The organism is Microbacterium dextranolyticum, from assembly GCF_016907295.1.
Classification (GTDB): Bacteria; Actinomycetota; Actinomycetes; order Actinomycetales; family Microbacteriaceae; genus Microbacterium; species Microbacterium dextranolyticum.
In genome coordinates, this window is the sequence record NZ_JAFBBR010000001.1 from 1,804,887 (window position 1) to 1,827,551 (window position 22,665).

Consider the following 22,665-nt stretch of genomic DNA (forward strand, 5'->3'; position numbering starts at 1 on the left):
CCCTTACTCGTCCAGGTAGAGGATGTCGCGCGTGAACTCGATTGGGTTGCGCGACGCGTTCACGGCGATTCTCTTGCCGAGCAACGGGCTGTCTCTCTGCGGCTCGATCTCGATTGCTATGCGGACAGGGTTGTGGTTCCGGTCCTTTCGGACTCCGATGACCTCACCGATGGCGCCCACGGTGCCGCTTGCGTCGACGACGACTGCATAGGTGCAGGAGATCACGCGGTCGGCGCGCGTTCGCCACCACTTGAGCCCGCGTTCCATCCACTCGTCGAAGGACCACTCGACCTTGCGTGCATCCTCGTTCACCTTGATGATGATGTGTTCCAACGTGTCCCCTTGAGTGCCAACTCGGTTACTTCGATACTTGTAATCATGTATCAAAGTATTGCCGGTGGCAAGCTCAGCGACTTCCACATCAAAGGCATCACTCCCCTGCTTCGCCGCGTGGCGTCGCGTGGGCAAGGCGCAGGATGATCGCTCCCACGATATGTATGGCGAACCAGGCGTCCTCAGCAGATGCGGTGTCGGCGTTGTGAGCATCTCCCGTATTGCTCCGGTCGGCGGACGCCCATCGGCAGGCTTTCTCGATGGTCAGCAACAGCGGCGCGTCATGGGATGCGATGATCCCCGCCGACCTCGCTGTTCATGACGAACTGAAGGCGTACTCGCGTCTCGCGAGAGAAAGCGTCAGACCAGAACGACTCGCCCTGACGTTCGCGCTCTGCGAGTGCGGCAAGCTCTCTTCTGCGTTTGAAGAGTGGGGACACGGAGACCAATCTGTTCAATAAGCGTTGATAGCGACCGTCACTTCACTGCATCGCCGTTTTCACTTGAGCCGAGGTTGACTCAGCCTGCTCTTCGAGGCTTCGCTTCCCGTAGAGCATCATCTGGTAGTGCGCCTCGTGCTTCGTGACAGCGAAGACTCGCGCAAACACCTGCAAGTACAGGTCTTGGCTGATGGGCGACGGCGAGTAGTAAGCGTCCTCAATCACCGAGTGCGATCCGTCGTTCACCCAGCGGAAGAGCGCCTGGAAGATGTGCCGCTCGTCCGCGTTGAGCAACGGGGTGATCTCTTCGTCCCAGATGCCGCCGCCCATAACACGGAAGTAGCTTTCCAGGATTCGACGGAGGATGTTCTCCAGCCCGATGATGTTCATCTGTTCACCATCAATAGCTCGCCGCACCTCTGCCCAGAGTCGCCCGTACTCCGTCTCCACGGGGTTCTTCCTGCTCGGCTCAACAGTGCTCGGGGTCGACGGGCGCTTTCGGATCAGGAAGAACGTACGTCCACCACTGCTCTCGCCCTGCCTCAGGTGAGCGATCTCCTTGTGGAAGTACACATTGTGAGTCAGGACGAGTACTTGTTCGATCCGATCCGAACCGGACGCCGCGCGACGAATGAGTTGCCTTACGAGCGTGCCCACAACAAAGAGCACATCGCTGTCGAGGCTGGAGATTGGATCATCGATGACCGCAAGAACCCGAGGCGCGTCGTCCGCACCTTCGGTTCGTCCGTCGAGCAAGTGGAAGTAGTAGAGGAATGCGATGAACGTTCGCTCGCCCTCACTCAACGACTGCTCTTTCACCTCCCCGTCTCCACGCGACAGCATGTAGCCGTTGGGAAGCGAAGTTGACTCCACAATCTTGAACGACGTGAATCCGCTCCGCTCCAAGATGCCGTTGATCTGCTCGATCACCGGACGGGTTGACTCCACCGCCCGCTGGAGCAATCGAACCTCATCGTCAAGAGCCGCGATCTTGCCGGTCGCCTCCTTGACTTTGCCTTGGAGAGAGCTGATCCCGGTGTCGCGGGACTCTTGCTTCTGCTCGTATGCCGCAATCGTGCCTGCGAGCGAGACCTCGGCGAGATAGCGCCAGCATCTGCTAACAAGAAGCGGGCGCTCCGTTCGGCGGCTCCCCACAAGCTTGTTATGAGCGTCAATGCCGGCGTTTGCCGCCGCGATCACGTCGTTGACAGCCTTGAGCGCTGATTCGACAGACTCAAACTCGACCGCCTCGGACGGAGTCGTGATCTTCTTCGCAAGTCGCGCGGCATTCGACGCAATCACCTTGTCGAGCTTGCGTCGAGCCGTGTGGAACGCCGCCTTGTCTACGAACCCAGAGGAAGCGACTGAGGGCGCGTCGGCGGCTGCGGTAAGTAGCGCCTGCCATGCTTCGAAGTCCACCTTGAACGCATCGATTTCGGCTCGTTGCGCCGCGTAGTGGTCGTCAAACATGGTCGCGAGATCGGCAACCAAGTTGGCTGGAGCAATCTGCTGGCAGAAGGGGCAAACCCCGTTGCTCTCGTGAAGGAATGAACGCCCCGTGGCGACCCAGTCGCTACTCCCCAACTGCTCTACGAGTTCGCTGAGTGTGACCGTTCCGCTTCCGACGACACGGGTGCCCAGCAGTTTGTAGCCCTCGTGATCTTGCAACACAAACGTCGGAAGCGAGGTGAGTTTCCCCACGACGGTGCTGTCGCGTGAGAACACCGCATCTGCATTTGAGGTGAGGTCGGCGAGCACCGGAACCGGCTCATCGTTGGCGGAGAGCGCCAAGAGCCGATCAACAAGCATCTGCTTAGAGTTGCCGATCCCTCCTGTCCCTGTGAAGGCGGGTTTGAGCGAAGGGTTCGCGTCGGTGAAAGCCTTGTACGCGTCCCATGCCGTTTGCAGGAACGCAGCCTTGGCATCGGAGTTTGCCGTCTGGGCTTGCGCCAGACTGGTGTTCGCTCGCCCGAGCGCATCGACCGCTTGAGCCCGCTCGCCCGTATCCCCCTCAATCTGTCCGAGACGAGTCTCGGCTTCGGCGCTCTTGTCGCCGATCACGAAGACACCCGGAATACGGCTGGACTCGCGGAGCACCTTGCTCACGAAGTCACGGTTGTAGACCTTGATCGCCAAAGGTGCAGAGTCGTGCCAGACGAAACTCGCAGTCGCTTCATGGGAGCCATCGAGCGCACGACTAATCGTGGTCTTCCCGGAGCCGTTGGGACCGAAGAAGAAGTTGACTCGCTGAAGCGGCTTGAGGACTAGCGGGGTCTCTCCGAAGCACGCCCCGCCCGTGATCGTCAGTTGCTCAAGCACCGATGACCTCCAGCGACGGCAGCCCGTTGACGATCTTGACCGTCTCGACACTCACAGTCGTGATCCGCTTGATGAGGTCGAGGATGTAGCGCGGGTCGCCGCGCTCGTCGCCCCAGGCGTTCGGATCGTTGACGATGCCCGATGCCTTGTCGGTCTTCACCTGATACCGCTCGATGATCCAGTCGAGAGCTGATCGAGAGCCGAGCAGGTACTCCTGCGCCTCTTCCGGGATGCCGGTGAGGGTGATGCCGTCGTTGTAGATAATGGTCGTCTTGTTCTCCTGACGGCCTTCCTTCGCGTAACGCATCTTGGTGACACGCAGCGAGGCGTTTGGCGTGCCGTTCTCGATCAGCGGGTAGGGCTCAACAGTCTCGTAGTTCAGGTGAAGCTCTGCGAGCGCGCGACCGGCTTTGACGAACTCCTTGAACGCGCCGACCTTCGGGATGCGGGGCAGCATCTTCTTGAGGTCAGCCTCGAACTCAGCCCGGTACTCGCGCGAGTGCAGCAGCCCGTAGACGTAGAAGAAGATGTCGTCCTTCGTCACGCTCTTCCCGAAAGACTGCCGGTAGTCGGTCAGAATCTCATCGGTGATGTTGTCGATGCGCTCGAACCCTGGTGCAGCGGGAGCGGTGAGCTTGCCATCCATCTCATCGAAGACACCGAGCGTGCCGTCCTCAGGGAAGAGCGACGCGGGGTCATTCTCGACCGCACGGTACGTGTAGCGCGGGAAGAACTGCACTGCGCTGATTCCCGCCAAACCCAAGTCGGGCATGACATTGGTCATCAGCGTCATGAAGGGTGGGGCTGAGCTTCCTGGAGCAGGAACCGAAATGCCTACGTTCGGAGAGCTCGCGCTCGGAAACATGTCGTTCAGACGCCCCTGGCGTTCGTTCATCTGCGCGTCGAAGTACGCCTGCTGGAGCGAGTAGGGGCGGTACATCGCGCGCCGAACCTTGGACTCATCAAAGATCGCAGCTTTCCCACGAGCCATGTCCGCGAGCAGACCGCTAGTCCATTTGATTTGGCGTTCGTCTTTCGTCACGAAGCTCGCCGCGTCCTTGGGGCTTCCTGCGTCCACCCAGCGCTCCCGCTCGGCGTTATACACATCAGACAAACGCTCCGCGTTGCCAAGCATGGACTCGATTGAGTAGCCGTACACCCAAGCATCCCGGTTGGTCTTGAGTCCGCCGGAGTGCGTCCGAAACACACGAATGCCGCGCGACGCACCGCCCGTGTCTTTCTCTCCTATGGGAACGAACGAGCCAAACGATGAACTGCGCTGGTTGATCCAGTCCCCTTCGTTTGACGGGGTGATTGCCCGCCACGGAACACCCGCCGTGGACTTGAACTGTGTGATCGCGCTCAGCTTCTGCTCTCGCGTCAGGTAGTCACCAATGTCGTAGTAATAGACGCTGGCGGGGCTCTGTCGTGAGGGGTTCTTAACAAGCACGGCGATCGCGATCGTCGCGCGAGAACCAGCCCCGAAAACCTTCCCGCCCTCGCGCCGTGACTGCTCGCCCGCCGTTCGCTGGTTCCCCCGTAGGTTGAAAATGTAGACGCTAGTGAACCCGTCCACCAAGCTCAGCCGTAGACCGTCTGCGGTATTGCTGTCGATGTACCCACCATTCGAGACATACGCGACGATCCCCTCGTCACCAATGCGATCTGAAGCCCAGCGGATTGCACGGATATACGAGTCATACAGGTTGTTCTTCAGCGACGCCGTGGATTGCCGGGCGTAGGTGTCGCGAATCTTGGCGTCGAGGGTCGGGTATGAATTGTTCGCGTTGTCATCGTTTCCCGACTTCTGCCCAGCCGAGTACGGCGGGTTGCCGATGATGACCCGGATGTCGCGTTCCTTTTGCGCGATCACACGGTCGTTGTTCGCTTGGAAGATGCCCATGTCGTCGAGTTCGTCATCGTCCTCAAACATCTGGAACGTGTCGGTCAGGACGATGCCGTCGAACGGGACGTACTTGCCGCCACGAAGCGAGTGGTAGGTCTCCTCGATGTTGATCGCAGCGACGTAGTACGCGAGCAGCACGATTTCGTTCGCGTGAAGCTCGTAGCGGTACTTCCGCGCGAGGTCATGCGGCTTGATGAGTCCCGATTGGAGCAGCCGAACGATGAAAGTCCCCGTGCCAGTGAACGGGTCGAGAACATGCACTCCTTCATCCGAGATCGACGTATCGAACTCGTCTTTCAGGATGTCGTTGACGCTGTGGAGGATGAAGTCCACGATCTCATTCGGCGTATAGACGATGCCGAGCTTCTCGCTCGTCTTGGAGAACGCGGTTGAGAAGAACTTCTCGTACAACTCCTTGACGATCGTCTGCTTCGCTGCGGCGTCATCGATCCCCGCGGCGCGGGTGCGGACACTCTCGTAGAACGACTCCAGCTTGGCTGTCTCGTTCTCAAGGTTCTCACCGTCGAGCACTTGCACCATTGCGTTCATGACCTGCGAGACAGGATTGTTCTCACTGAACGCGTACCCCTCGAAGAGCGCGTCGAACACAGGCTGCGTGATGAGGTGTTGCGAGAGCATCTGCACGGCATCGTCGTGCGAGATGTCGGGGTTCAGGTTGAGCCGCAGACCCTCAGTGAACGCCTCGAACTCGTCGCGAATCCGCTTGTTGTCCCCGTTCACGAGCGCGTTGATGCGCGCGGCATGTGCCTTCGCGATCTCGCCAACGTCCTTCGCCCAGTTCTCCCAGTAGCGACGCTGACCGACCTTCTGCACGATCTTCGAGAGGATCGCTTCGCGCCATGCCTCGATCTTGGAGAAGTCGAGCTGCAGCGCACCTTGCACCTTGTCGGCGCCCTTGGTCGCGGCGTCTTCCTCGTCCTCGCCTTTGCCGCCGCCAGCGCCGATCACGTCGACCATGAGACGGTTGGTCTTCTTCGTGAGGTCGATCTTGTTGACCTCGGCATCAAACCGCTCGTCGTGAGCGCGAAGCGCTTGGAGTACCTGCCAGACCACCCGGTACTTGTCGTTGTTGTTCAGCGCTTCGTCCGGCTCAACCCCACCAGGGATCGCGATCGGCAGGATGACGTATCCGAACTTCTTGCCCGCCATCTTGCGCATGACGCGACCCACCGACTGCACCACGTCAACCACGCTCTTGCGCGGGTTCATGAACATCACCGCATCGAGCGCGGGAACGTCCACACCCTCGGACAGGCACTTCGCATTCGACAGGATGCGAACGGTGCTGTCCGGCGATGGCTCCTTGAGCCAGTCGAGTTTCTCGTTGCGCACGAGCATCGACTGTGTGCCGTCAACGTGGCGCGCTTCGGCGTGAAGAAGCCGTGAGGTGTCCTCGCCCGATCCGTCGATTCGCTCGATCTCGCCCTCGACGACCTGCTGAAACGCGTCGGCGAGCTTGCGTGAAGTCGCGATGTCCTTCGCGAACATCACCGCACGCTGCATCGGCGACGGGTCATCCTGGTACTCCCCGGGGATCACCGAACGCTTTGAGAGACCGTTCCAGGTGCCGACGATCTTCGCAGTGTCCTCCATCGCGAGTTCGTAGCCGTCCTGGGACATCAACGACTGGAACTCGCGCGCGACGAACGACTCATCGACCGCGAGAACGAGCACCTTGTAGTCGGTGAGGCGCCCCATGCTGACCGCTTGACCGAATCCGAGTCGATGGAACTCGGGTCCGTATACTGCTTCGTCGTCCATGTCAGCGAGCTTCGCGCCGATCTCCCCCGCTTTCTTGCGAGTGCCGTCCGAAAAGATGCGCGGGGTCGCGGTCATGTAGAGACGCTTCTTGCCCTGCACAAACGACTGGTCATGCACCTTCATGAACGCGGACTCGTCTTCGCTGTTTATCGCAGCGCCGGTTGTCCGGTGCGCTTCATCACTCACGATGAGGTCGAACTCCGGCAGCCCCATTCCCTGAGCCTTCGAGATGACGGGGAGGGACTGATACGTCGAGAAGATCACGGTGAGCTTGTCCGAACCATCGCCGGACTCGAACTGCTTGACCAGCGCCGATGCGTTCGTCGTCGCGGGGAACGCGAGGTCCGTGACGGGGATGTCCTCCTCTGTGCGACGCTTACCAACCGACACGTCAGAGCAGACCGCGAACGAACGCATTGGCACTTCTGCCTGGATCGTCCACTCTTTGAGCGTCTGCGAGAGCAGCGCGATCGACGGCATGAGGAACAGGACGGTGCCGCCGAGCGGAACGACTCGCTCGGCAAGACGCAGCGAGGTGAAGGTCTTCCCCGTGCCGCAAGCCATGATGAGCTTCCCGCGGTCACGGTCGGCGAAGCCCGCGACCACATCGTCGATGGCGGTGCGCTGGTAGTCGAATGGCGTCTTGAGTCGCTTCTTCTCCAGCTTTGCGGGTTCGTTCCACACGAACTGCGACCAGTCGATCGACGAGTCGTCGAGGTCTTGAACGCGCAGGCGCTCGACGGGGATCGACTGCCCCGAGATAGCGTCCTCGGCGTTCTTCCCCCACTTGTCCGAGGTCGAGATCACAAGTCGAGAGGAGAACTCGGGCGCGCCGTCCTCCGTCATCTTCCCGGAGGCAGAGAGGAACGAGTCGAGCATCGCTTTCGTCACCGTTGTGGTCGGTGCGAAGAACTTGCACTGGATCGCGGTCAGTTCACCCGTGTCACGGTTGCGAGCGACGAGATCAACGCCGGTGTCAGTCCGCGTTCCGCGCTCCGGGTACTCGGACCAGCGCCAGACTTCGTCGTACAACTCGGCATACTGCGGCTCGGTGCGCAAGAACGCCTGCATCAGCCGCTCGAAGTGCGCGCCCTTGTCGTACTCGTCGAACGCCACCTTTCGGTACTGCTCAAGGACATCGTGGATGCTGCTTACGTGTACTTCACTGTTCGACACAGGTGCGCTCAATTCGTCCGGGAACCCTCGTAGATCAATCTATCGAGTGGGTGCGACGACTCGTCCTGGACCTCTCGGCTAGTCTGCGAGCGTGTCCGATGACCTGACCTCCCTCACCGCTCGGCAACTGCTGGAACGAATCGAGGACGCGCTGCGCGAGCTATTGCGTCGAGGCATCGTTCGGAGCCGGAACGCGCCGCTTGGCGATGTTGCGGAGCGCATCGTGTGGCTCGCGCGCGGCGGAACCCTTGAGCCGAACTCGACCAAGTCTCACGACGTGACGACGCCCAGCGGCGACAGAATCCAAGTCAAGGCTCGCATCATGTCAGGCAACGGCGGAAAGTTCTCTCAGTTTCGATCCTTCGAGTTCACCACCGCGGTCTTCCTGACCTTTGACCCCAAGACACTCGACATCGCGTACGCGCGAGAACTCACGAGCGCAGAGGTCACGGGCAACGGCTCAAAGAGCGGGTGGACGAATGCGACGACGTTGACCGGCGGGCGGGTGAGGGGTCTCGGCACTGATGTGACTGATGAGATGCGTGTCGCCTACGCGCGGCTCGATGAGGTCAGCAGTCCACTAGACGACCCCGCGTAGCGCGTTCGGATAGGACTACTCGGCGCCCGGGAACGTCATTGCCGCGCGATAGCGAGCCACTTCGTCGAGCACGCTCCCCCACTGCGGCTCCGATCCCGGCTCAACAGCAAACTTGCGCACACGGTCCGCGTGAAGTACGGGTGGCGCTTCAGTACAGCCCAAGCCGGCGACCCACCACACCTGTCGCAGCCGCTCGTCGAGCGGATGGTCGAAAACGCGCAGGGCAGCGCTTTCGAGCCGCACGTTCCACCACTGCGCGTAGCGCGACGCCGCGCTCGGCACGTAGACGCGCAACGGAACACCCCAGGAGCGCAGGTCTCGGTCGAGGTAGATGAGCGAGTAGAACAAGTCGTCAGCGTCAAGCAGCGGATCGCAGAGTGCTGCTACGTGCACGATCACCGCCTCACGCATGGACCAACCTCGCGATCAGTGCATCCCACCCAGCCGCATCTCGCGGGGGACGGACCGGGAGCACCTCGTCGGCGAACGGCGCGAGCCTTCGATCTTGCGTGCTCTCTCGGGTTGCGCTCGCCGAGACCCAGACGAGCCGCGCGATGTTCGCAGGTGCGTTGCGCGAGAGCCCCAGGGAGATCCCCGCGTCCCGGAGAGCGTTGCGCGTTGCTATCCCACGGGGAGCATCGACGAACAGAGCGATTCCGTGCAGCGCCGCTTGGTGGGACAGCGAGATCACCGGCGTGAGGTCATCCGGGAGCGCGCTCTCGCGCACGTAGATCACATCCACGGTTTCAGGCTCGGGAACGACCACGGGTGGGGTCCATCCGATCAGCACTTCCTCGATGTCCTCGACCGGCGGAGGGTCGACCTCTCCCTGCGCGTTCAGGATGCGCAACGGAGTCGCTCCGGCGCGTTCCAGAAGGGGGCGCTGCGGTCCGGGATCGGCGGTGAGCCACCATGCCTGCACAACGCGGCGCGGGCGGCGCGTGTGTACGTCGAGCGCGATAGCGGACACCCTCGAATGAGGCGTCGCCGATCCGGTTCCAAGCGCATCTGCGTGGAGAGCAAGAGCCCGAACTCGAACGGTCCGCGAGACCCTCGGGGGAAGGAGCGCTGTGACCTCCAACGCGTACCGGTTCTCGGCAACGTGGTCGACCAAGTCATTCAGATCGTCGATCCATTGAGCGGTCACCCCGGGAAGCGCGATGATCGACGCGTCCACATAAAGCAGCGCACACGGTTCGGTCACAGTCATCCTCCCTGACCGGCGGGGCGGAGGTGCCCGGTCAAACCCCGCCAGTCGAGAGCATCATGGTCGGTGCTTCTCGGTAGGGTCGACACATGATCGTGCCGAACCCTATTCACCAATGACGCCCCGCCCTGCGCTCCCCCTCAACGAGGCGGGAACGGTGAGCGTGAAGCTCATCGGCACCCGGCTCCACCGGGCGCGGTGCCGGTTCCGGAGGCTTGACGGAACGACCGCGTTTCTCGAAGCTGAGGGGTCGTCGGAGGCGCGGGCGCGTGCCGCGCTCGATGAGAAGATCGCCCTCGCGAAGCGCGCTCACCGCCTCGAAGCCGCCGACCTCGACGCACGTTCCACTGTGCTCGATCTGATCGAGCGTTGGTATGCCTTCGCTATCGCCGACGCGAAGTCCAACAACCCCGTCGAGCCGCGGCGACGCCCGCAGACCCTCGCGACATATCGCGCGTACATTGATTCCACCCTCGCTCCACGCTTCAGGCAGATCGGACTCGGGGAGGTGGACACGCCGCTAATCCAGGGTTTCCTCGAAGACCTCACGAGAACGAAGCCCGGGGCGATCAAAGCGAGCCGCAGCGTCCTGATGAACGCGTACAAATGGGGTCAGCGCCGCGGCGTCGTTCTCGACAACCCCGTAGAGCGCACCTCAGCGTCCTTCGAGGTCGTAAGGTCCACGCCGAATGCGGCGCGCGCGCTCACGATGGACGAGATTCGCAAGATCATGGCAGCGTTCGATGCAGCCGCTACCTCCGCCCGACGCAACGCAGAACTCGCCGCGACGTACCGTGATGTCCTTCGCGTTCTCACGGCGACCGGCGCCCGCATCGGTGAGGTACTTGCTCTGTCCGTTGATTCCTACACCCCTGGACGGACGGCTCGTGGCGGAAAGCGCGTCACTCCCCCGACCCTCACGATCTCCTCGACTCTCGTTCCCCGGTCTGCCGCCGAGGGTGGATTCCTCCGGGTCCAGGACGGCACCAAATCGGGCAAAGGACACCGTGTCGTTACCGTGCCGGAGTGGATCGACGAGACCCTGCGCGCGAGAGTGAAGTCCGCGAAGGACGCAGGACGGACCTTGGTCTTCACGACGACGGCTGGGACGGCGATCAGCCCATCGAACTTCCGCACACGCCTGCGCAAGACACTCGTGGCGGCAGGGCTCGGTGACGCGGCGATCAGCCCGCACTCATGGCGCAAGACAGTCGCTGAGGCGCTTCGAGACGGCGCGCTTGGTTCCGAGGGAGTTGCGCAGCAACTCGGCAACGACGTGGCGACGACAGAGGGCTCCTACCTGTCGAGGCGCGCACACATTGCCCCCGATTTCGCGGAGGTGCTGGGAGCTCTCGATCCTGACGCGGCACCCGCGGAGGCACCCGCCGAACCGGTCGCGCCGCGGACTCGCGGGCGACGACGCTCTGCGGACGACGACCAGCCGTTCTGACGAAAGCGTGGGGGTAAACGTGGGATTTCGCGCCTCGCAACGAAAGAACCCCGGTCAGATATGCCATCTGACCGGGGTTTTCGGTGCACCCCCTGGGACTCGAACCCAGAACCCACTGATTAAGAGTCAGTTGCTCTGCCGATTGAGCTAGAGGTGCGTTCCGTGCCCGCCGATTCTCTGTCGAGATTCACTGGCGAACCGAGGAGTAACGTTACCAAACGATTCGGCTCATCGCCAATCGAGCATGGACGGCCGCGTATCCTGGACGAGTGAACTCCCCCTCACCCGCCTCCGCCTGGTCTGCTCCCTTCGACGGCGACCTGAGTGCCGACCTCGCGCTCGCGCTGCGGCTGGCCGACGCGGCCGACGCGGTGACGATGGCTCGCTTCGACGCATCGGATCTCGATGTCCAGGTGAAGGCCGACGCCACCCACGTGACCGAGGCCGATCTCGCGACCGAGCGAGAGATCCGCCGGCTCCTCACCGCCGAGCGCCCCGAGGACGGCGTGCTGGGCGAAGAGTTCGGGTCATCAGGGAACACGAGCCGCCAGTGGATCATCGATCCGATCGACGGCACGGCGAACTACCTCAAGGGCATCCCGATGTGGACGACCCTCATCGCGCTCGCCGTCGACGGCGTGCCCCGCGTCGGCGTCGCCAGCCAGCCTGCGATCGGTCGGCGCTGGTGGGCGGCGTCCGGGCAAGGCGCCTGGACGAACACGCCGGAAGGTGGATCTCGTCGCCTGTCGGTCTCGCGGATCGATGCCCTCGATGAGGCGAGCGCCAGCTTCCAGAGCATCGCCCAGTGGGACGAGGTCGGACGAGCGGACGACCTCCTGCGTCTCAGTCGGGCCGTGTGGCGCGATCGCGGCTACGGAGACACCTGGCCGTACATGCTGCTGGCCGAAGGACGACTCGAGTTCGTCGCGGAGTTCGGCGTGAAGGAGTACGACATCGCGGCACTCATCCCCATCGTCATCGAGGCGGGCGGCCGCTTCACCGACATCGACGGCGTCGACACCATCACGTCCCGATCGTCGCTCGCGACCAACGGGACGTTGCACGCCGACTTCCTGGCGCTGCTGAACACCTCCGCATGACGCGTCGCACCGCCGCTCATCCTGTCCGATCGGAGCTCCGCATGCGCGCTCAGCGTCCTCGATTCGCTGCCGCGGCTACCGCTGCCTGCCTGGCCGTGCTGTTGACGGGGTGCGCGGGGACGGCTGCCACAACCCCGACCGAGGTCGTGGGCACGGGGGCGGTCACGACAGCCCCCGCAGCGCCGGTCGCAGAGCCCTCCCCCTCGGGCTCGCCCCTCGACGTCACGTGCGACTCGATCATCGGCGACGATCTGCGCGCCGAGTTCGCTGCGCAGAAGTGGACGTCGAAGAAGACGCCGTTCGCGGCGGGCGGCGTGACACTCGACGACGGGCTGCTGTGCACCTGGGCGAATTACGCCGTGCCATCGGGCAACCTGATGATGTTCGGGTGGGCGCCGATCACGAGCGACCAGGCCGCGAAGATGCAGAGCGGCCTCGAGTCGAAGGGTTGGCTGCGCAAAGACATCGCCGGAGTTCTCTACATCACCGAAGACCCGAACCAGACGCCCACCGTCGACGCGGACGGCTTCGGCATGACGTACCAATTCGGTGACGGATGGGTGACCGTGGCGGATGTCAAGCAGAATCTGCTGCTGATCCAGCGCCCGCAGAGCTGACGCCGGAAGCGGCTCATCGCACGAGGACGTCACACCCAGCCTCGCCGGTGCGACGAGCCAGGACGACGGTATCGATCCCGGTGGACAGTGTCCGCTCTCGGCACACGAGAACGTCATGCGGATGAGACGTCCGTCAACCGATGACCCCACAGTGGTGACAGTGGCCGGGACGCTCGCGAGCGTCCGAGTGGAGCTGGGGGGAATCGAACCCCCGTCCAACGCTGAAATACCACGTCTTCTCCGGGCGCAGTCTGTGAAGACGTTCTGCTCGGCTCCGACCTTTGTCACAGACACCTAAGTCGACGAGCCCAGTCTCAGAAGAGTCCCATGTGACGTCGAGACCCCGTCACACAGCTAGATCCCTAGATGACGCCAGGGTCCGTAGCGGGATCGCCTACGGTCTGACGGACTATCGGGCTCGCTTAGGCAGCGAGGGCGAAGTCGTTGCGCTTTGCATCGGCAACTATGTTTTTGCAGAGGTCGTTTACGAGATAACCCTGCATCCTCGGCCCGCTTCCCGCGGCGTCACAGGCGCTGTCGAAACCGATCAGCCCCTGGAGCCTGTAGACCTCTCGGTCATGCGGCAGGGTGAGCCACTGTCACACTGTGGAGTTTGATTCGGATGCCAGGCATCCGAGCATCACAGTCTACAACGGAATCCCGGCACCCGCGATTCCCGGCCACGACGTAGGCTCGTCCCATGAGCGAAGTGACCATCACCGTCCACGGCGAAAGCGAGACGCGCGTCGCCCCCGAGATCGCGATCGCCCATGTCACGGTCGCCGCCGACGGCCCCGCCCGGGGCCTCGTTGTCGAGCGGATCGCGGCGGTCGCCGAGCCGATCCGCGCCGATCTGACCGCGCGCAAGGCATCCGGCACCATCGACGATTGGTCGAGTCAGCGCGTGTCGGTGTGGGCGGATCGCCCGTGGAACACCGACGGACGTCAGCTGGACCCCGTGCACCACGCCTCCGTCGAGCTGACCGCGACGTTCACCGACGTGCTCGCTCTCTCCGACTGGCTGAACGGCATCGCGAGCACCGACGGGCTCCGCATCGGGAACGTCGAATGGCTCCTCACCCCCGAGACGCGCGCCGCCATCGAGCGACGCGTCGCCACGCAGGCGGTGGCCGTCGCCGTCGAACGTGCGACGGCGTATGCACACGCCCTCGGCCGCGAAACGATCGAACCCGTGCAGCTCGCCGATATCGGCCTGTTGGGCGACACGCGCCCGGAGGCGCCGGCGCCGCGGATGTTCGCTCGGTCCGCGGCCGTGACGATGGACGCCGCGCCCGCCGTGGACTTCCAGCCCGACGACATCGTGGTGACCGCCGCCGTCGAAGCTCGCTTCACGGCACGCTGACGCGGCGCGGCTCAGTCGCCGAGACGGTTGCGGCCGCGCATGGCGCGCTCGGCCTCGCGCTTGTCTTCCCGCTCACGGATCGTCTGCCGCTTCTCGTACTCGCGCTTGCCCTTCGCGACGGCGATCTCGACCTTGGCCCGGCCGTCCGAGAAGTAGAGCTTCAGGGGGATCAAGGTGTACCCGCCCGCGCTGATCGCGTGCGAGAGCTTCACGATCTCATCTTTGTGCAGCAACAGCTTGCGGATGCGCTTGGAGGCGTGGTTGGTCCAATGCCCCTGCGAGTACTCCGGGATGTGCACGGCGTCGAGGAACGCCTCGCCGCCGTTGATGTAGGCGTAACCGTCGCTCAGGTTCGCGCGCCCCTGGCGCAGCGACTTCACCTCGGTGCCCGTGAGCACGAGGCCCGCCTCGTACGTCTTCTCGATGGCGTACTCGTGCCGTGCGCGACGGTTGGTCGCGACGACCTTCTCCCCGCGTTCCCTGGGCATGACGCGTCCTCCTGGATCACTGCGGTCTCGTGGTGAGGCCGGATGCCGCGGACGCGGCAGCCTGTCAGCTTACCTCAGTGCGCGTCAGGCGCGCAGCCAACGGCGGATGGCGAAGCCGGCGGACAGCGCCGCGAGCACGAGCCCGATCACGATCAGCACGGGGATGACGATCACGGCGTCGCCGAGGTCGACCCAGTCGGTGATGAACGACACCCGCTGCTTGAGATACACGCCGACACCGAACTGCAGTCCGAGGACGATCGCGACGCCCGCAAGCAGCGAGCCGATGAACGCAGCGAACACCCCTTCGAGAATGAACGGGGTCTGGATGAAGCGGTTCGACGCTCCGACGAGGCGCATGATGCCCACTTCGCGCCGTCGCGCATAGGCCGACAGGCGGATCGTGGTCGCGATCAGCAGGACGGCCGCGACGAGCATCAGTGCGGCGATCGCGACCGCGATGTACGTGGCGACGGTCAGGGCCGAGAAGAGCGGTTCGAGATACTGCATCTGGTTCTTCACCGCCTCGACGCCTTGCATACCGCTGAAGGCCTCGGTGATCACGTCGGACTTGCCAGGGTCGGTGAGGCCCACCCAGTAGGTCTGCCCGAGCTGGGCGGGCGTGACGTAGTCCTTGTACTCGTCGCCGTAGAGGTCGATGAGGTTCTTGTAGGCCTCGTCCGCCGACTCGAACCGCACATCGCGCACGATTCCCGACAGGGCCGAGCCGGAGAGCCGGTCGGCGACCTGCTTCACCTGGTCATCGGTCGCCGCGCCGTCGACGCACGTCGTCGCGGTGGAGTCCTCGCGACACATCACGACCGACACCTGAGCGCGATCCGCCCAGTACGAGCGCATGTTGCCGATCTGCATCTGCATGAGCATCGCGGCGCCCACGAAGGTGAGCGACACGAACGTCACGAGCACGACGGAGATCACCATCGAGGCATTGCGCCGCAGGCCCGAAAGCGCCTCGGCGAGGATCAGGCGCACTCTCACGAGGTCGGCCCCACTTCGTCGTCGTCGGATGCCAGGCCGAGCCGCTCGGCGACACCCAGATCGTCCAGATCGAGGCCGTCGAGTTCGATCGCCGGCGTGTCGAGCCTGATCGGCCGGGTGCTGGGAGCCTGCTCGGCAGAGGATGCGGGCGCAGAGGCATCCGCTGCCGCCGCGGATGTCGAGGGGGCGACATCGGCCAGAGGCGTGGTCGCCACGGCCGCAGCGACGGCGCTGGCCGCCACGGCGTCGTGGGCGGCCGTCGCGACCGCTGAGGGCACGGGCTCGACCGGCGATGCGGCGATCTCGCGCTGGAGCTCGAGCACCGCGCTCAAGGCCGCGGTGGCCGCGGCGCCCTTCTCCTCCTGCGGGGTGAGCGTCGGCAGCGACGAGCGATCGCCGTAGCCGCCGCGCAGGTCATCGCGCACCATCACGCCGCCCTGCAGCTCGATGACCCGACGCTTCATCTGGTCGACGAATCCCGCCTCGTGGGTCGCCATGACGATCGTGGTGCCGCCCTCGTTGATGCGGGCGAGCAGCTGCATGATGTCGATCGACGTGGCGGGATCGAGGTTTCCCGTCGGCTCGTCGGCCAGCACGATCTGCGGACGGTTCACGATGGCACGGGCGATCGCGACGCGCTGCTGCTCGCCGCCGGAGAGCTCGTGCGGTAGGCGCTTCTGCTTGCCGTCGAGCCCGACGAGCGTGAGCGCCTCGGTGACCGCCTGCTGGATGTACGCGCGCGACGATCCGATCACCTGAAGGGTGAAGGCCACGTTCTGGAACACGGTCTTGTTCGGCAGCAGGCGGAAGTCCTGGAAGATCGACCCGATGTGGCGCCGGAAGTAGGGGACCTTCCGTGTCGAGAGGGTGCGCAGGTCGCGCCCCAGCACGACGACGTTGCCCTCGCTCGGGGTGTCCTCCCGCAGGATGAGGCGCAGGCACGAGGACTTTCCCGACCCCGATGCGCCCACGAGGAAGACGAACTCTCCACGCTGCACTTCGAAGTCGACATCGCTCAGCGCCGGCTTGCTGGTCCCGCGGTATTTCTTGGTGACGTGCTCGAACCGGATCATGACTCGACGAGCCTAAGTGTCGGTCCTATGGATCCGCCCCGCGACACCCCGCCCTCGACAAGCTCGCCGGTCATCGACGCACTGCGCCTGCCGCGACGGAGCGGGCGCGCGACCTCAGTCGTCGTCGTCCTTGCGCTTGCGCCAGCGGATGCCGGCGGCGATGAGGCCGTCGAGGTCGCCGTCGAAGACGACCGCCGGGTTTCCGACTTCGTAGCCGGTGCGCAGGTCCTTCACGAGCTGCTGGCCGTACAGGAAGTAGGAGCGCATCTGGTCGCCCCAGCTCGCGGTGATCGTGCCGGCGAGTTCCTTCTTCTTGGCGGCTTCCTCTTCGCGCTTGAGTAGCAGCAGGCGCGTCTGCAGCACGCGCATGGCGGCCGCGCGGTTCTGGATCTGGCTCTTCTCGTTCTGCATCGAGACGACGAGGCCCGTCGGAAGGTGGGTGATGCGCACGGCCGAGTCGGTCGTGTTGACCGACTGCCCACCGGGGCCCGACGAGCGGAACACGTCGACGCGGATGTCGCTTTCGGGCACGTCGACCTCGACCGCCTCTTCGAGCGCGGGGATGACCTCGACCGCGGCGAACGAGGTCTGCCGCTTGTCGGCGCCGCCGAACGGGCTGATGCGGGCGAGGCGGTGGGTACCGGCCTCGACCGAGAGAGTGCCGTACGCGTAGGGGGCATCTACCTCGAAGGTCGCCGACTTGATGCCCGCGCCTTCGGCATAGGAGGTGTCCATCACCTTGACGGAGTACTTGTGACGTTCGGCCCAGCGCAGGTACATGCGCAGGAGCATCTCGGCGAAGTCGGTCGCGTCGTCGCCGCCCGCACCCGAGCGGATGGTGACGACCGCGGGGCGATCGTCGTACTCGCCGTCGAGGAGGGTCTGCACCTCGAGCTGACCGATGACGCCCTGAAGCGACGTGATCTCCTTGCGTGCCTCGTCGGCGGTCTCTTCGTCGTCCATCTCGAGGGCGAGCTCGACGAGCACGTCGAGGTCGTCGAGGCGCTGCTCGACATCGGTGACGCGCTTGAGGTCGGCCTGGCGGTGGCTGAGTGCGCTCGTCACCTTCTGCGCCTTCTCGACGTCGTCCCAGAGATCCGGGGCGCCGGCTTCGTCGGAGAGTCGCGCGATCTCGGCGCGCAACGACTCAACGTCCACCACCGCCTGGATGTCGGAGAAGGTGGAGCGCAGGGCCTGGATGTCGGCGGCGGGATCGAATTCAAGCATGACACTCCAGACTAACGTGGATGAGGTGACGGATGCGGCCTCCCCCGATTCGATCCGGCGAATGCTGTGGCGCCTGGCCCCGGTGATCTACGGTCCCACGATCCTCTTCGCCCTCGGCGAGGGCGCGCTCATCCCACTGCTCCCGATGCTCGCCGCACAATTGGGCGCCGATGTGCCGACGGCGGCGCTCGTGGCATCCGCCCTCGTCGTCGGGCAGCTCTGCGGCAACATCCCCGCGGGCTGGGCGGTGGCTCGGATCGGCGAACGGGCGACCATGGCGATCGGCGGAGGCGTCGCGATGATCGGGGTCGTGGGTCTCGCTCTTTCCCCGCACCTGCCCCTGCTCACGGCCTCGGCGTTCGTCATCGGGTTGGCGGCGGCGGCCTTCGGTCTTGCCCGTCACTCGTTCATGACCACGCGGGTGCCCCTGTGGTTCCGGGCGCGAGCGCTGTCGCTGTTGGGTGGGACGTTCCGCCTGGGCATGTTCGTCGGCCCCTTCATCGCGGCTGGCCTTCTCGCGGTCTTCGGCGATGAACATGCGGCGGTCTGGTTCTTCGGCGTCTGCCTGGTCGCCGCCGTGCTGCTGGTGCTGCTCGGGCGGGACCCCGAGACGGATGTCGCGGCGCTCGATTCCGCGCCGACGCGACGTGATGACCGGCGTGATGCGGCGGGCGATCTGGTCGCCGAGGACAGCGGCGAGGTGATCACGGGCGCGGTGCCCGTGGCGGCACCGGCGGGGGTCTTCCGCACGATGTGGCACCACCGCGGCGTGCTCTCGCGGTTGGGTCTCGCTGCCGCTTCGCTGTCGGCGGTGCGGTCGGCCCGGCAGGTCGCGCTGCCCCTGTGGGGACTGTCGATCGGTCTCGATGCGCAGACCATCGCCCTCGTGGTCGGCATCTCGGGTGCGATCGACTTCGCCCTGTTCTACGCGAGCGGCCAGGTGATGGACCGCTTCGGTCGGCTCTGGGCGGCGCTTCCGGCGATGATCCTGATGGGTGCCGGCTTCGTCGCCCTCGCATTCACGCACGACACCGATCAGTCGGCGATGTGGTTCGCGCTGTTCGCCGCGGTGCTGGGAGTCGGCAACGGTCTCTCCAGCGGCATCCTGCTCACCCTCGGTGCCGATGTCGCGCCTCAGGACGACCCGGCGGCATTCCTCGGTTCGTGGCGGACGCTGACGGATGCCGGTGGCGCGATCGCCCCGCTGCTCGTCTCGGGCATCGCCGCGGCGATGTCGCTGGCGGTCGCCACAGGGGCGATGGGCGTCGTGGGACTCGTGGGCGCGGCAGCGTTCGCACGCTGGGTGCCGCGGTTCGTGCCGCGTGCACGCTGAGAGCGCCGGCGAGCCTGTCGCACGGCTCCGCCCGCGACCTCAGCGCAGCGCGGTGCGGCTGGTCGCAGTCGCCTCGAGCGTCCAGCCGTCGGGGACGAAGATGGTCAGAACCGGGGGATGCCACGTCACCTCCACGCGCACTCGGGCCGACACGCCATCGGGCGTTCCGGCGTCGACCAGGGTCGCGGTGCCCAGAGCGTTGAGGAGCTCGGTGGCTTGGTCGTAGACACCGGCATCCGTCAGTCGCGCCGCTGCTCCCCCGCCGTCGACCGTGAGAGTGAACCCGTCGGCGCCGGCCAAGGCCGCGGCATCCGCGGCGGCGTCCGCGCGCTTCTGAGCGAGATAGAGGCTCGTGGCGTCGATGCAGACGAGCACGAGGGCGATCGCAACGAGCGCATAGCCGAGAGCGAGAAGGAGTACCGACCCTTCGTCGTCGGGGCTCCCCTTGTCCGCGCGCATACGGCGCATCACGGCGTCGTTCCCCAGAACCGCGACACCTTCTGCACCGCTGTCGCCTCCACCGGCACCCGCGCGAGCCGGTCCAGACCCAGCAGTGCCGGAACGAGCGGCAACGTCACCGACGTGCGGACCGTCACCGAGAGCGTCGCCCCCGCTTCGGGGCAGGTCGTCGCGGCCCCGCCGCACGCGACGTCCACCGTGACGTCGCCGCGGTCCAGTCCATACTCCTCGGAGATGGCGGCCAGGACGCGCTCCGCCCGGGCATCCGCCGTGGCCGCGTCGGGAGACCCGGCGATAGTTCTCGCGAGTTGACGCGCGCCCGTCTCGACCCCGAGCGCCTGGCCCTGGATCGCGCCGAGTGCCACGACCAGGTAGACGACCGGCACGAGCAGAATCAGGCCCACCAGGATGAATTCGAGCGCCGCGGATCCCTCATCGGAGACCAACAGGCCCTGCCGCCGGTTCCCGCTCCGGGGGCGTGGCTGCTCAGTCGAAGCTCTCGCGGGGAGCATGCGCGCTCACCTCCATCGCCGCGGGGATGCCCAGGAGCCCTACGAGCGGCAGGGTCGCGCGCACCGTCACCACCACCTCGGGTCCCGATGCGCCGACCGCCTCGTCGGCCCGGATCTCGGCGTCCAATCCGTCGCCGAGTGCCGTCTCGATCAGACGCTCGGCGCGTACCGCGCCATCAATCGGCCTCACATCGGCGAGTGCCCCGTGATAGGCGCCCTCGACTGCTGCGTCGTGGACGACGTTTCGCACGTACACGACCAACGCGAGCTGCAGCACCGCGAGAGTGAGTGCAGTCAGAAGCAGGCCGACCAGCACGAACTCGACCGGCGCCGAGCCGGACTCGTCATCGTGCAGGTCGCGCACGTCTCAGATACCCGACACGCGGCTGAGCGCCTGCTGGAACAGGTCGGCAAGAGCGGGCCCCGCGAGACTCCAGATCGCGACGACCAGGCCTGCGGTCATGAGTGTCACCAGCACCCAGCCCGGGACATCGCCCCTCTCATCCTCCAGAGTGTCCGTCCATGACGAACGCAGCCGTCCCCACACCGTGCGAAGCATGTCCGCCTCCTTTCGACCGTTGCCGGTCATCCGATTCCCAGCTTGAGCATGACGATCCCGGGGAACACCGCGAACAACACGGACAGCGGCAGGATCAAGAAGACGAGCGGCAGGAGCGTTCCGCTTCGGATGGCTTGCGTTCTGCGGCGTCGGCGGGCAGGAACATCGAGGGGTCGAGCACCCCGTGGATGGTGATCGTCTGGGGTCGCCCGGCCACGATGTCCGACACGATCACTCGCACGTCGAGCAGCTCCACGACCTCACGACGCATCGCTGCCGAGGCGTTCTCCAGACGGCCCCTCGCCCGCTCTGCGAGTGCCGCCACGTCCGTGATCCGCTGGGCCTCGTCGGCCCGGCGGGCGTGCATCGAGGCCAGCCCCTCCAGGCGTTCCCGCACGTCCGCGAGCTCGCCCCGAAGCCGTTCCACCGTCGCCAGGTGTTCAGCGGGGTCGTCCGCCATGAGGTACAAGTCCTTCGCCCGCGTGATCGCGCGCTCCAGGGTGGACTCCTGCTTGCGAAGCGCCGCGACCATCGCTGAGTCGTCCGTGAGGTCGGCGTCGTCGTCCAGTTCGAGCCACTGACGCGCGAGTCGCTCCAGCCGCTCCGGGTCCGCGAGCATCGCTGCGAGTTCGGCCCACACCGGCTCATCGATCGCCGGGCCCTTGATCTGCGGGCAGGTGCAGCGCGGCTGCTCCTTCGACCGGTACCGCCTCCCCGCGCACAGGTAGTGGTGGTTCGGGCGGCTCTTCGTGGTGATGCCGTCGTAGTGCTTGCCGAAGTCGCACGGGCCGAACAGCCGACCCGTGAGCATCTGCCGCTGAGGAGCCGAGGGCGTCCATCCGGCCCGGCGGTTCACGGCCCGCTGGAGCGCTTGCCACTCCTGCCGGGTGAACACCGGATCCCCGAGGGTGACCGTCACGGTGTCGCCATACTTTGGCGTACCGTCGCGGTTCATCTTCGTGATCTTCCGGTGCGGGCGATAGTTGCCGGTCTTGGCAGCGCCCCACTCGGTCTCGCCGGTCCACAGGGTCGGGTTCGTCGCGGTCTGCCGGACGGTCTGGTACTGCCACGTCGCGGCCTGACGGGGGCGCATCCCCATGAGGTTGAGCCGCTCGGCCACCTCGGCGGTGCTCAGGCGCTCCTTGACGAACAACTGGTGCATCGCGCGGAGCACCTCCCGCTCGCGTTCGTCCGGTACGGGCCGGGCGTCCTTCTTGAGCCCTTCGAGCCTCCAGCCGAACGGCGGCTTGGAGCCCGCCCAGCGCCCCATCCGGGCCGCGTTCCGCTGACCGGCTGCAGTGCGCCCGACGATCGTGTCGCGCTCCATCTCCGCGAACCCGGCCATCATGGTCCGCATCATCTTGCCCTGCGGGGTGCTCATGTCGATCTGCTCTTTGACGAGCACGAGGTCCACGCCCATATCTGCGAGTCGGTCGGTCTCCCGGATCGCGTCGAGCGCCTTCCGGGCGAAGCGGTCGAGCTTGGACACGACCACGGCGTCGATCTTGCCGTCGCGGGCGTCCTGGAGCATCTGCCGCCAGGCTGGGCGCGTGGCGTCGGTGCCGGAAAGGCCCTCGTCCACGTAGGCATTGACCAGTTCCCAGCCGCGCGACTTGATCGCGGCCTCGCAGATCTCGCGCTGCTCGGGCAGTGAAGTGTTGTCCACCTGGAGATCGGTCGAGACTCGGGCGTAGTACGCGGCGCGCTTGGCGTTCATCGGTCGC

The 22,665-nt window shown here is 65.1% G+C and carries 21 protein-coding genes, 1 tRNA gene and 1 other RNA gene; 6 read left to right on the forward strand and 17 right to left on the reverse strand.

All coding sequences use genetic code 11. From position 1 onward, the window contains the following. Window positions 1-3 precede the first annotated feature (3 nt). The 4 genes from JOE64_RS08345 to JOE64_RS08360 all read right to left on the reverse strand — a co-directional run bounded on the left by JOE64_RS08345 (window position 4) and on the right by JOE64_RS08360 (window position 7,896). Window positions 4-333, reverse strand: a complete 330-nt coding sequence (locus tag JOE64_RS08345) for a hypothetical protein (protein ID WP_204963830.1) — start codon at window positions 331-333, stop codon at window positions 4-6. A 97-nt stretch (window positions 334-430) separates the two neighbouring features. Further along, on the reverse strand, window positions 431-604 hold the full coding sequence (locus JOE64_RS08350) for a hypothetical protein (RefSeq protein WP_204963831.1): 174 nt from the start codon (window positions 602-604) through the stop codon (window positions 431-433). A gap of 211 nt (window positions 605-815) precedes the next feature. After that, window positions 816-3,092 (reverse strand): AAA family ATPase, encoded by a 2,277-nt coding sequence (locus tag JOE64_RS08355; RefSeq protein ID WP_204963832.1) that lies wholly within the window; start codon window positions 3,090-3,092, stop codon window positions 816-818. Beyond that, complete coding sequence (locus tag JOE64_RS08360; protein ID WP_271202534.1) at window positions 3,085-7,896, reverse strand: DEAD/DEAH box helicase; 4,812 nt, start codon at window positions 7,894-7,896, stop codon at window positions 3,085-3,087. The genes JOE64_RS08355 and JOE64_RS08360 overlap by 8 nt, the downstream gene beginning before the upstream one ends. Before the next feature lie 151 nt (window positions 7,897-8,047). On the opposite strand from JOE64_RS08360, the gene JOE64_RS08365 reads away from it, so the two are divergent. Then, a complete protein-coding gene (locus JOE64_RS08365) occupies window positions 8,048-8,554 on the forward strand; it encodes a DUF6998 domain-containing protein (RefSeq protein ID WP_204963833.1) in 507 nt (168 codons plus the stop codon). Between the two features lie 15 nt (window positions 8,555-8,569). On the opposite strand, the gene JOE64_RS08370 is transcribed toward JOE64_RS08365, so the two are convergent. Next, entirely contained in the window at window positions 8,570-8,965 is a 396-nt protein-coding gene (locus JOE64_RS08370; RefSeq protein ID WP_204963834.1) for a hypothetical protein, read from the reverse strand. Then, entirely contained in the window at window positions 8,958-9,524 is a 567-nt protein-coding gene (locus tag JOE64_RS08375; RefSeq protein ID WP_204963835.1) for a hypothetical protein, read from the reverse strand. Before JOE64_RS08375 ends, JOE64_RS08370 begins: the two co-directional genes overlap by 8 nt. Before the next feature lie 352 nt (window positions 9,525-9,876). Here JOE64_RS08375 and JOE64_RS08380 point away from each other — a divergent pair, with 352 nt between their 5' ends. Next, a complete protein-coding gene (locus JOE64_RS08380) occupies window positions 9,877-11,211 on the forward strand; it encodes a tyrosine-type recombinase/integrase (RefSeq protein ID WP_204963836.1) in 1,335 nt (444 codons plus the stop codon). Window positions 11,212-11,295: 84 nt separating this feature from the next. Here the strand turns inward: JOE64_RS08380 and JOE64_RS08385 are convergent. Continuing rightward, a tRNA-Lys gene (locus JOE64_RS08385) sits at window positions 11,296-11,368 on the reverse strand. Between the two features lie 112 nt (window positions 11,369-11,480). Between JOE64_RS08385 and JOE64_RS08390 the strand changes: the two genes are divergently transcribed. Together JOE64_RS08390 and JOE64_RS08395 are read left to right on the forward strand one after the other, a co-directional pair. Beyond that, window positions 11,481-12,311, forward strand: a complete 831-nt coding sequence (locus JOE64_RS08390) for an inositol monophosphatase family protein (protein WP_204963837.1) — start codon at window positions 11,481-11,483, stop codon at window positions 12,309-12,311. Between the two features lie 41 nt (window positions 12,312-12,352). Further along, a complete protein-coding gene (locus JOE64_RS08395) occupies window positions 12,353-12,928 on the forward strand; it encodes a nitrate ABC transporter substrate-binding protein (RefSeq protein WP_204963838.1) in 576 nt (191 codons plus the stop codon). A 185-nt stretch (window positions 12,929-13,113) separates the two neighbouring features. Here JOE64_RS08395 and ssrA read toward each other — a convergent pair. Further along, window positions 13,114-13,483: a transfer-messenger RNA gene (gene ssrA, locus JOE64_RS08400) on the reverse strand. A 145-nt stretch (window positions 13,484-13,628) separates the two neighbouring features. Between ssrA and JOE64_RS08405 the strand changes: the two genes are divergently transcribed. Next, a complete protein-coding gene (locus tag JOE64_RS08405) occupies window positions 13,629-14,291 on the forward strand; it encodes an SIMPL domain-containing protein (protein ID WP_204963839.1) in 663 nt (220 codons plus the stop codon). A gap of 11 nt (window positions 14,292-14,302) precedes the next feature. On the opposite strand, the gene smpB is transcribed toward JOE64_RS08405, so the two are convergent. The 4 genes from smpB to prfB all read right to left on the reverse strand — a co-directional run bounded on the left by smpB (window position 14,303) and on the right by prfB (window position 18,078). Continuing rightward, complete coding sequence (gene smpB / locus JOE64_RS08410; protein ID WP_204963840.1) at window positions 14,303-14,779, reverse strand: SsrA-binding protein SmpB; 477 nt, start codon at window positions 14,777-14,779, stop codon at window positions 14,303-14,305. Window positions 14,780-14,863: 84 nt separating this feature from the next. Further along, window positions 14,864-15,778 carry a permease-like cell division protein FtsX gene (ftsX, locus tag JOE64_RS08415; RefSeq protein WP_204963841.1) on the reverse strand — a complete coding sequence of 305 codons (915 nt, stop codon included), beginning with the start codon at window positions 15,776-15,778 and terminating at the stop codon, window positions 14,864-14,866. Continuing rightward, window positions 15,775-16,851, reverse strand: a complete 1,077-nt coding sequence (gene ftsE / locus JOE64_RS08420; RefSeq protein WP_204963842.1) for a cell division ATP-binding protein FtsE — start codon at window positions 16,849-16,851, stop codon at window positions 15,775-15,777. The genes ftsX and ftsE overlap by 4 nt, the downstream gene beginning before the upstream one ends. A gap of 114 nt (window positions 16,852-16,965) precedes the next feature. Next, on the reverse strand, window positions 16,966-18,078 hold the full coding sequence (prfB, locus tag JOE64_RS08425; protein ID WP_204963843.1) for a peptide chain release factor 2: 1,113 nt from the start codon (window positions 18,076-18,078) through the stop codon (window positions 16,966-16,968). A 61-nt stretch (window positions 18,079-18,139) separates the two neighbouring features. Between prfB and JOE64_RS08430 the strand changes: the two genes are divergently transcribed. Further along, the gene (locus JOE64_RS08430) at window positions 18,140-19,411 is read left to right on the forward strand and encodes an MFS transporter (RefSeq protein ID WP_204965016.1); all 1,272 of its coding nucleotides are present in this window, start codon (window positions 18,140-18,142) and stop codon (window positions 19,409-19,411) included. Between the two features lie 39 nt (window positions 19,412-19,450). Here JOE64_RS08430 and JOE64_RS08435 read toward each other — a convergent pair whose 3' ends face one another. From JOE64_RS08435 to JOE64_RS08455, 5 genes are all read right to left on the reverse strand, one after another. Next, window positions 19,451-19,879, reverse strand: coding sequence for a pilus assembly protein TadG-related protein (locus tag JOE64_RS08435; protein WP_204963844.1), 429 nt, complete (start codon window positions 19,877-19,879; stop codon window positions 19,451-19,453). Next, a complete protein-coding gene (locus JOE64_RS08440; RefSeq protein ID WP_271202533.1) occupies window positions 19,879-20,274 on the reverse strand; it encodes a TadE family protein in 396 nt (131 codons plus the stop codon). The genes JOE64_RS08435 and JOE64_RS08440 overlap by 1 nt, the downstream gene beginning before the upstream one ends. A gap of 82 nt (window positions 20,275-20,356) precedes the next feature. After that, on the reverse strand, window positions 20,357-20,746 hold the full coding sequence (locus JOE64_RS08445; protein ID WP_204963846.1) for a TadE/TadG family type IV pilus assembly protein: 390 nt from the start codon (window positions 20,744-20,746) through the stop codon (window positions 20,357-20,359). Between the two features lie 3 nt (window positions 20,747-20,749). Then, window positions 20,750-20,941: a hypothetical protein gene (locus JOE64_RS08450; protein WP_204963847.1), complete on the reverse strand. Its 192-nt coding sequence runs from the start codon at window positions 20,939-20,941 to the stop codon at window positions 20,750-20,752. A 94-nt stretch (window positions 20,942-21,035) separates the two neighbouring features. Continuing rightward, complete coding sequence (locus JOE64_RS08455; protein WP_204963848.1) at window positions 21,036-22,658, reverse strand: recombinase family protein; 1,623 nt, start codon at window positions 22,656-22,658, stop codon at window positions 21,036-21,038. Between the last annotated feature and the right edge of the window lie 7 nt (window positions 22,659-22,665).

Coding starts and splice junctions, on each gene's coding strand:
- JOE64_RS08370 (WP_204963834.1), bottom strand. CDS start 8,965: ATGCGTGAGGCGGTGATCGTGCACGTAGCAGCACTCTGCGATCCGCTG.
- JOE64_RS08380 (WP_204963836.1), top strand. CDS start 9,877: ATGACGCCCCGCCCTGCGCTCCCCCTCAACGAGGCGGGAACGGTGAGC.
- JOE64_RS08395 (WP_204963838.1), top strand. CDS start 12,353: ATGCGCGCTCAGCGTCCTCGATTCGCTGCCGCGGCTACCGCTGCCTGC.
- JOE64_RS08405 (WP_204963839.1), top strand. CDS start 13,629: ATGAGCGAAGTGACCATCACCGTCCACGGCGAAAGCGAGACGCGCGTC.
- smpB (WP_204963840.1), bottom strand. CDS start 14,779: ATGCCCAGGGAACGCGGGGAGAAGGTCGTCGCGACCAACCGTCGCGCA.
- ftsE (WP_204963842.1), bottom strand. CDS start 16,851: ATGATCCGGTTCGAGCACGTCACCAAGAAATACCGCGGGACCAGCAAG.
- prfB (WP_204963843.1), bottom strand. CDS start 18,078: ATGCTTGAATTCGATCCCGCCGCCGACATCCAGGCCCTGCGCTCCACC.
- JOE64_RS08430 (WP_204965016.1), top strand. CDS start 18,140: ATGCTGTGGCGCCTGGCCCCGGTGATCTACGGTCCCACGATCCTCTTC.
- JOE64_RS08435 (WP_204963844.1), bottom strand. CDS start 19,879: ATGCGCCGTATGCGCGCGGACAAGGGGAGCCCCGACGACGAAGGGTCG.
- JOE64_RS08450 (WP_204963847.1), bottom strand. CDS start 20,941: ATGCTTCGCACGGTGTGGGGACGGCTGCGTTCGTCATGGACGGACACT.
- JOE64_RS08455 (WP_204963848.1), bottom strand. CDS start 22,658: ATGAACGCCAAGCGCGCCGCGTACTACGCCCGAGTCTCGACCGATCTC.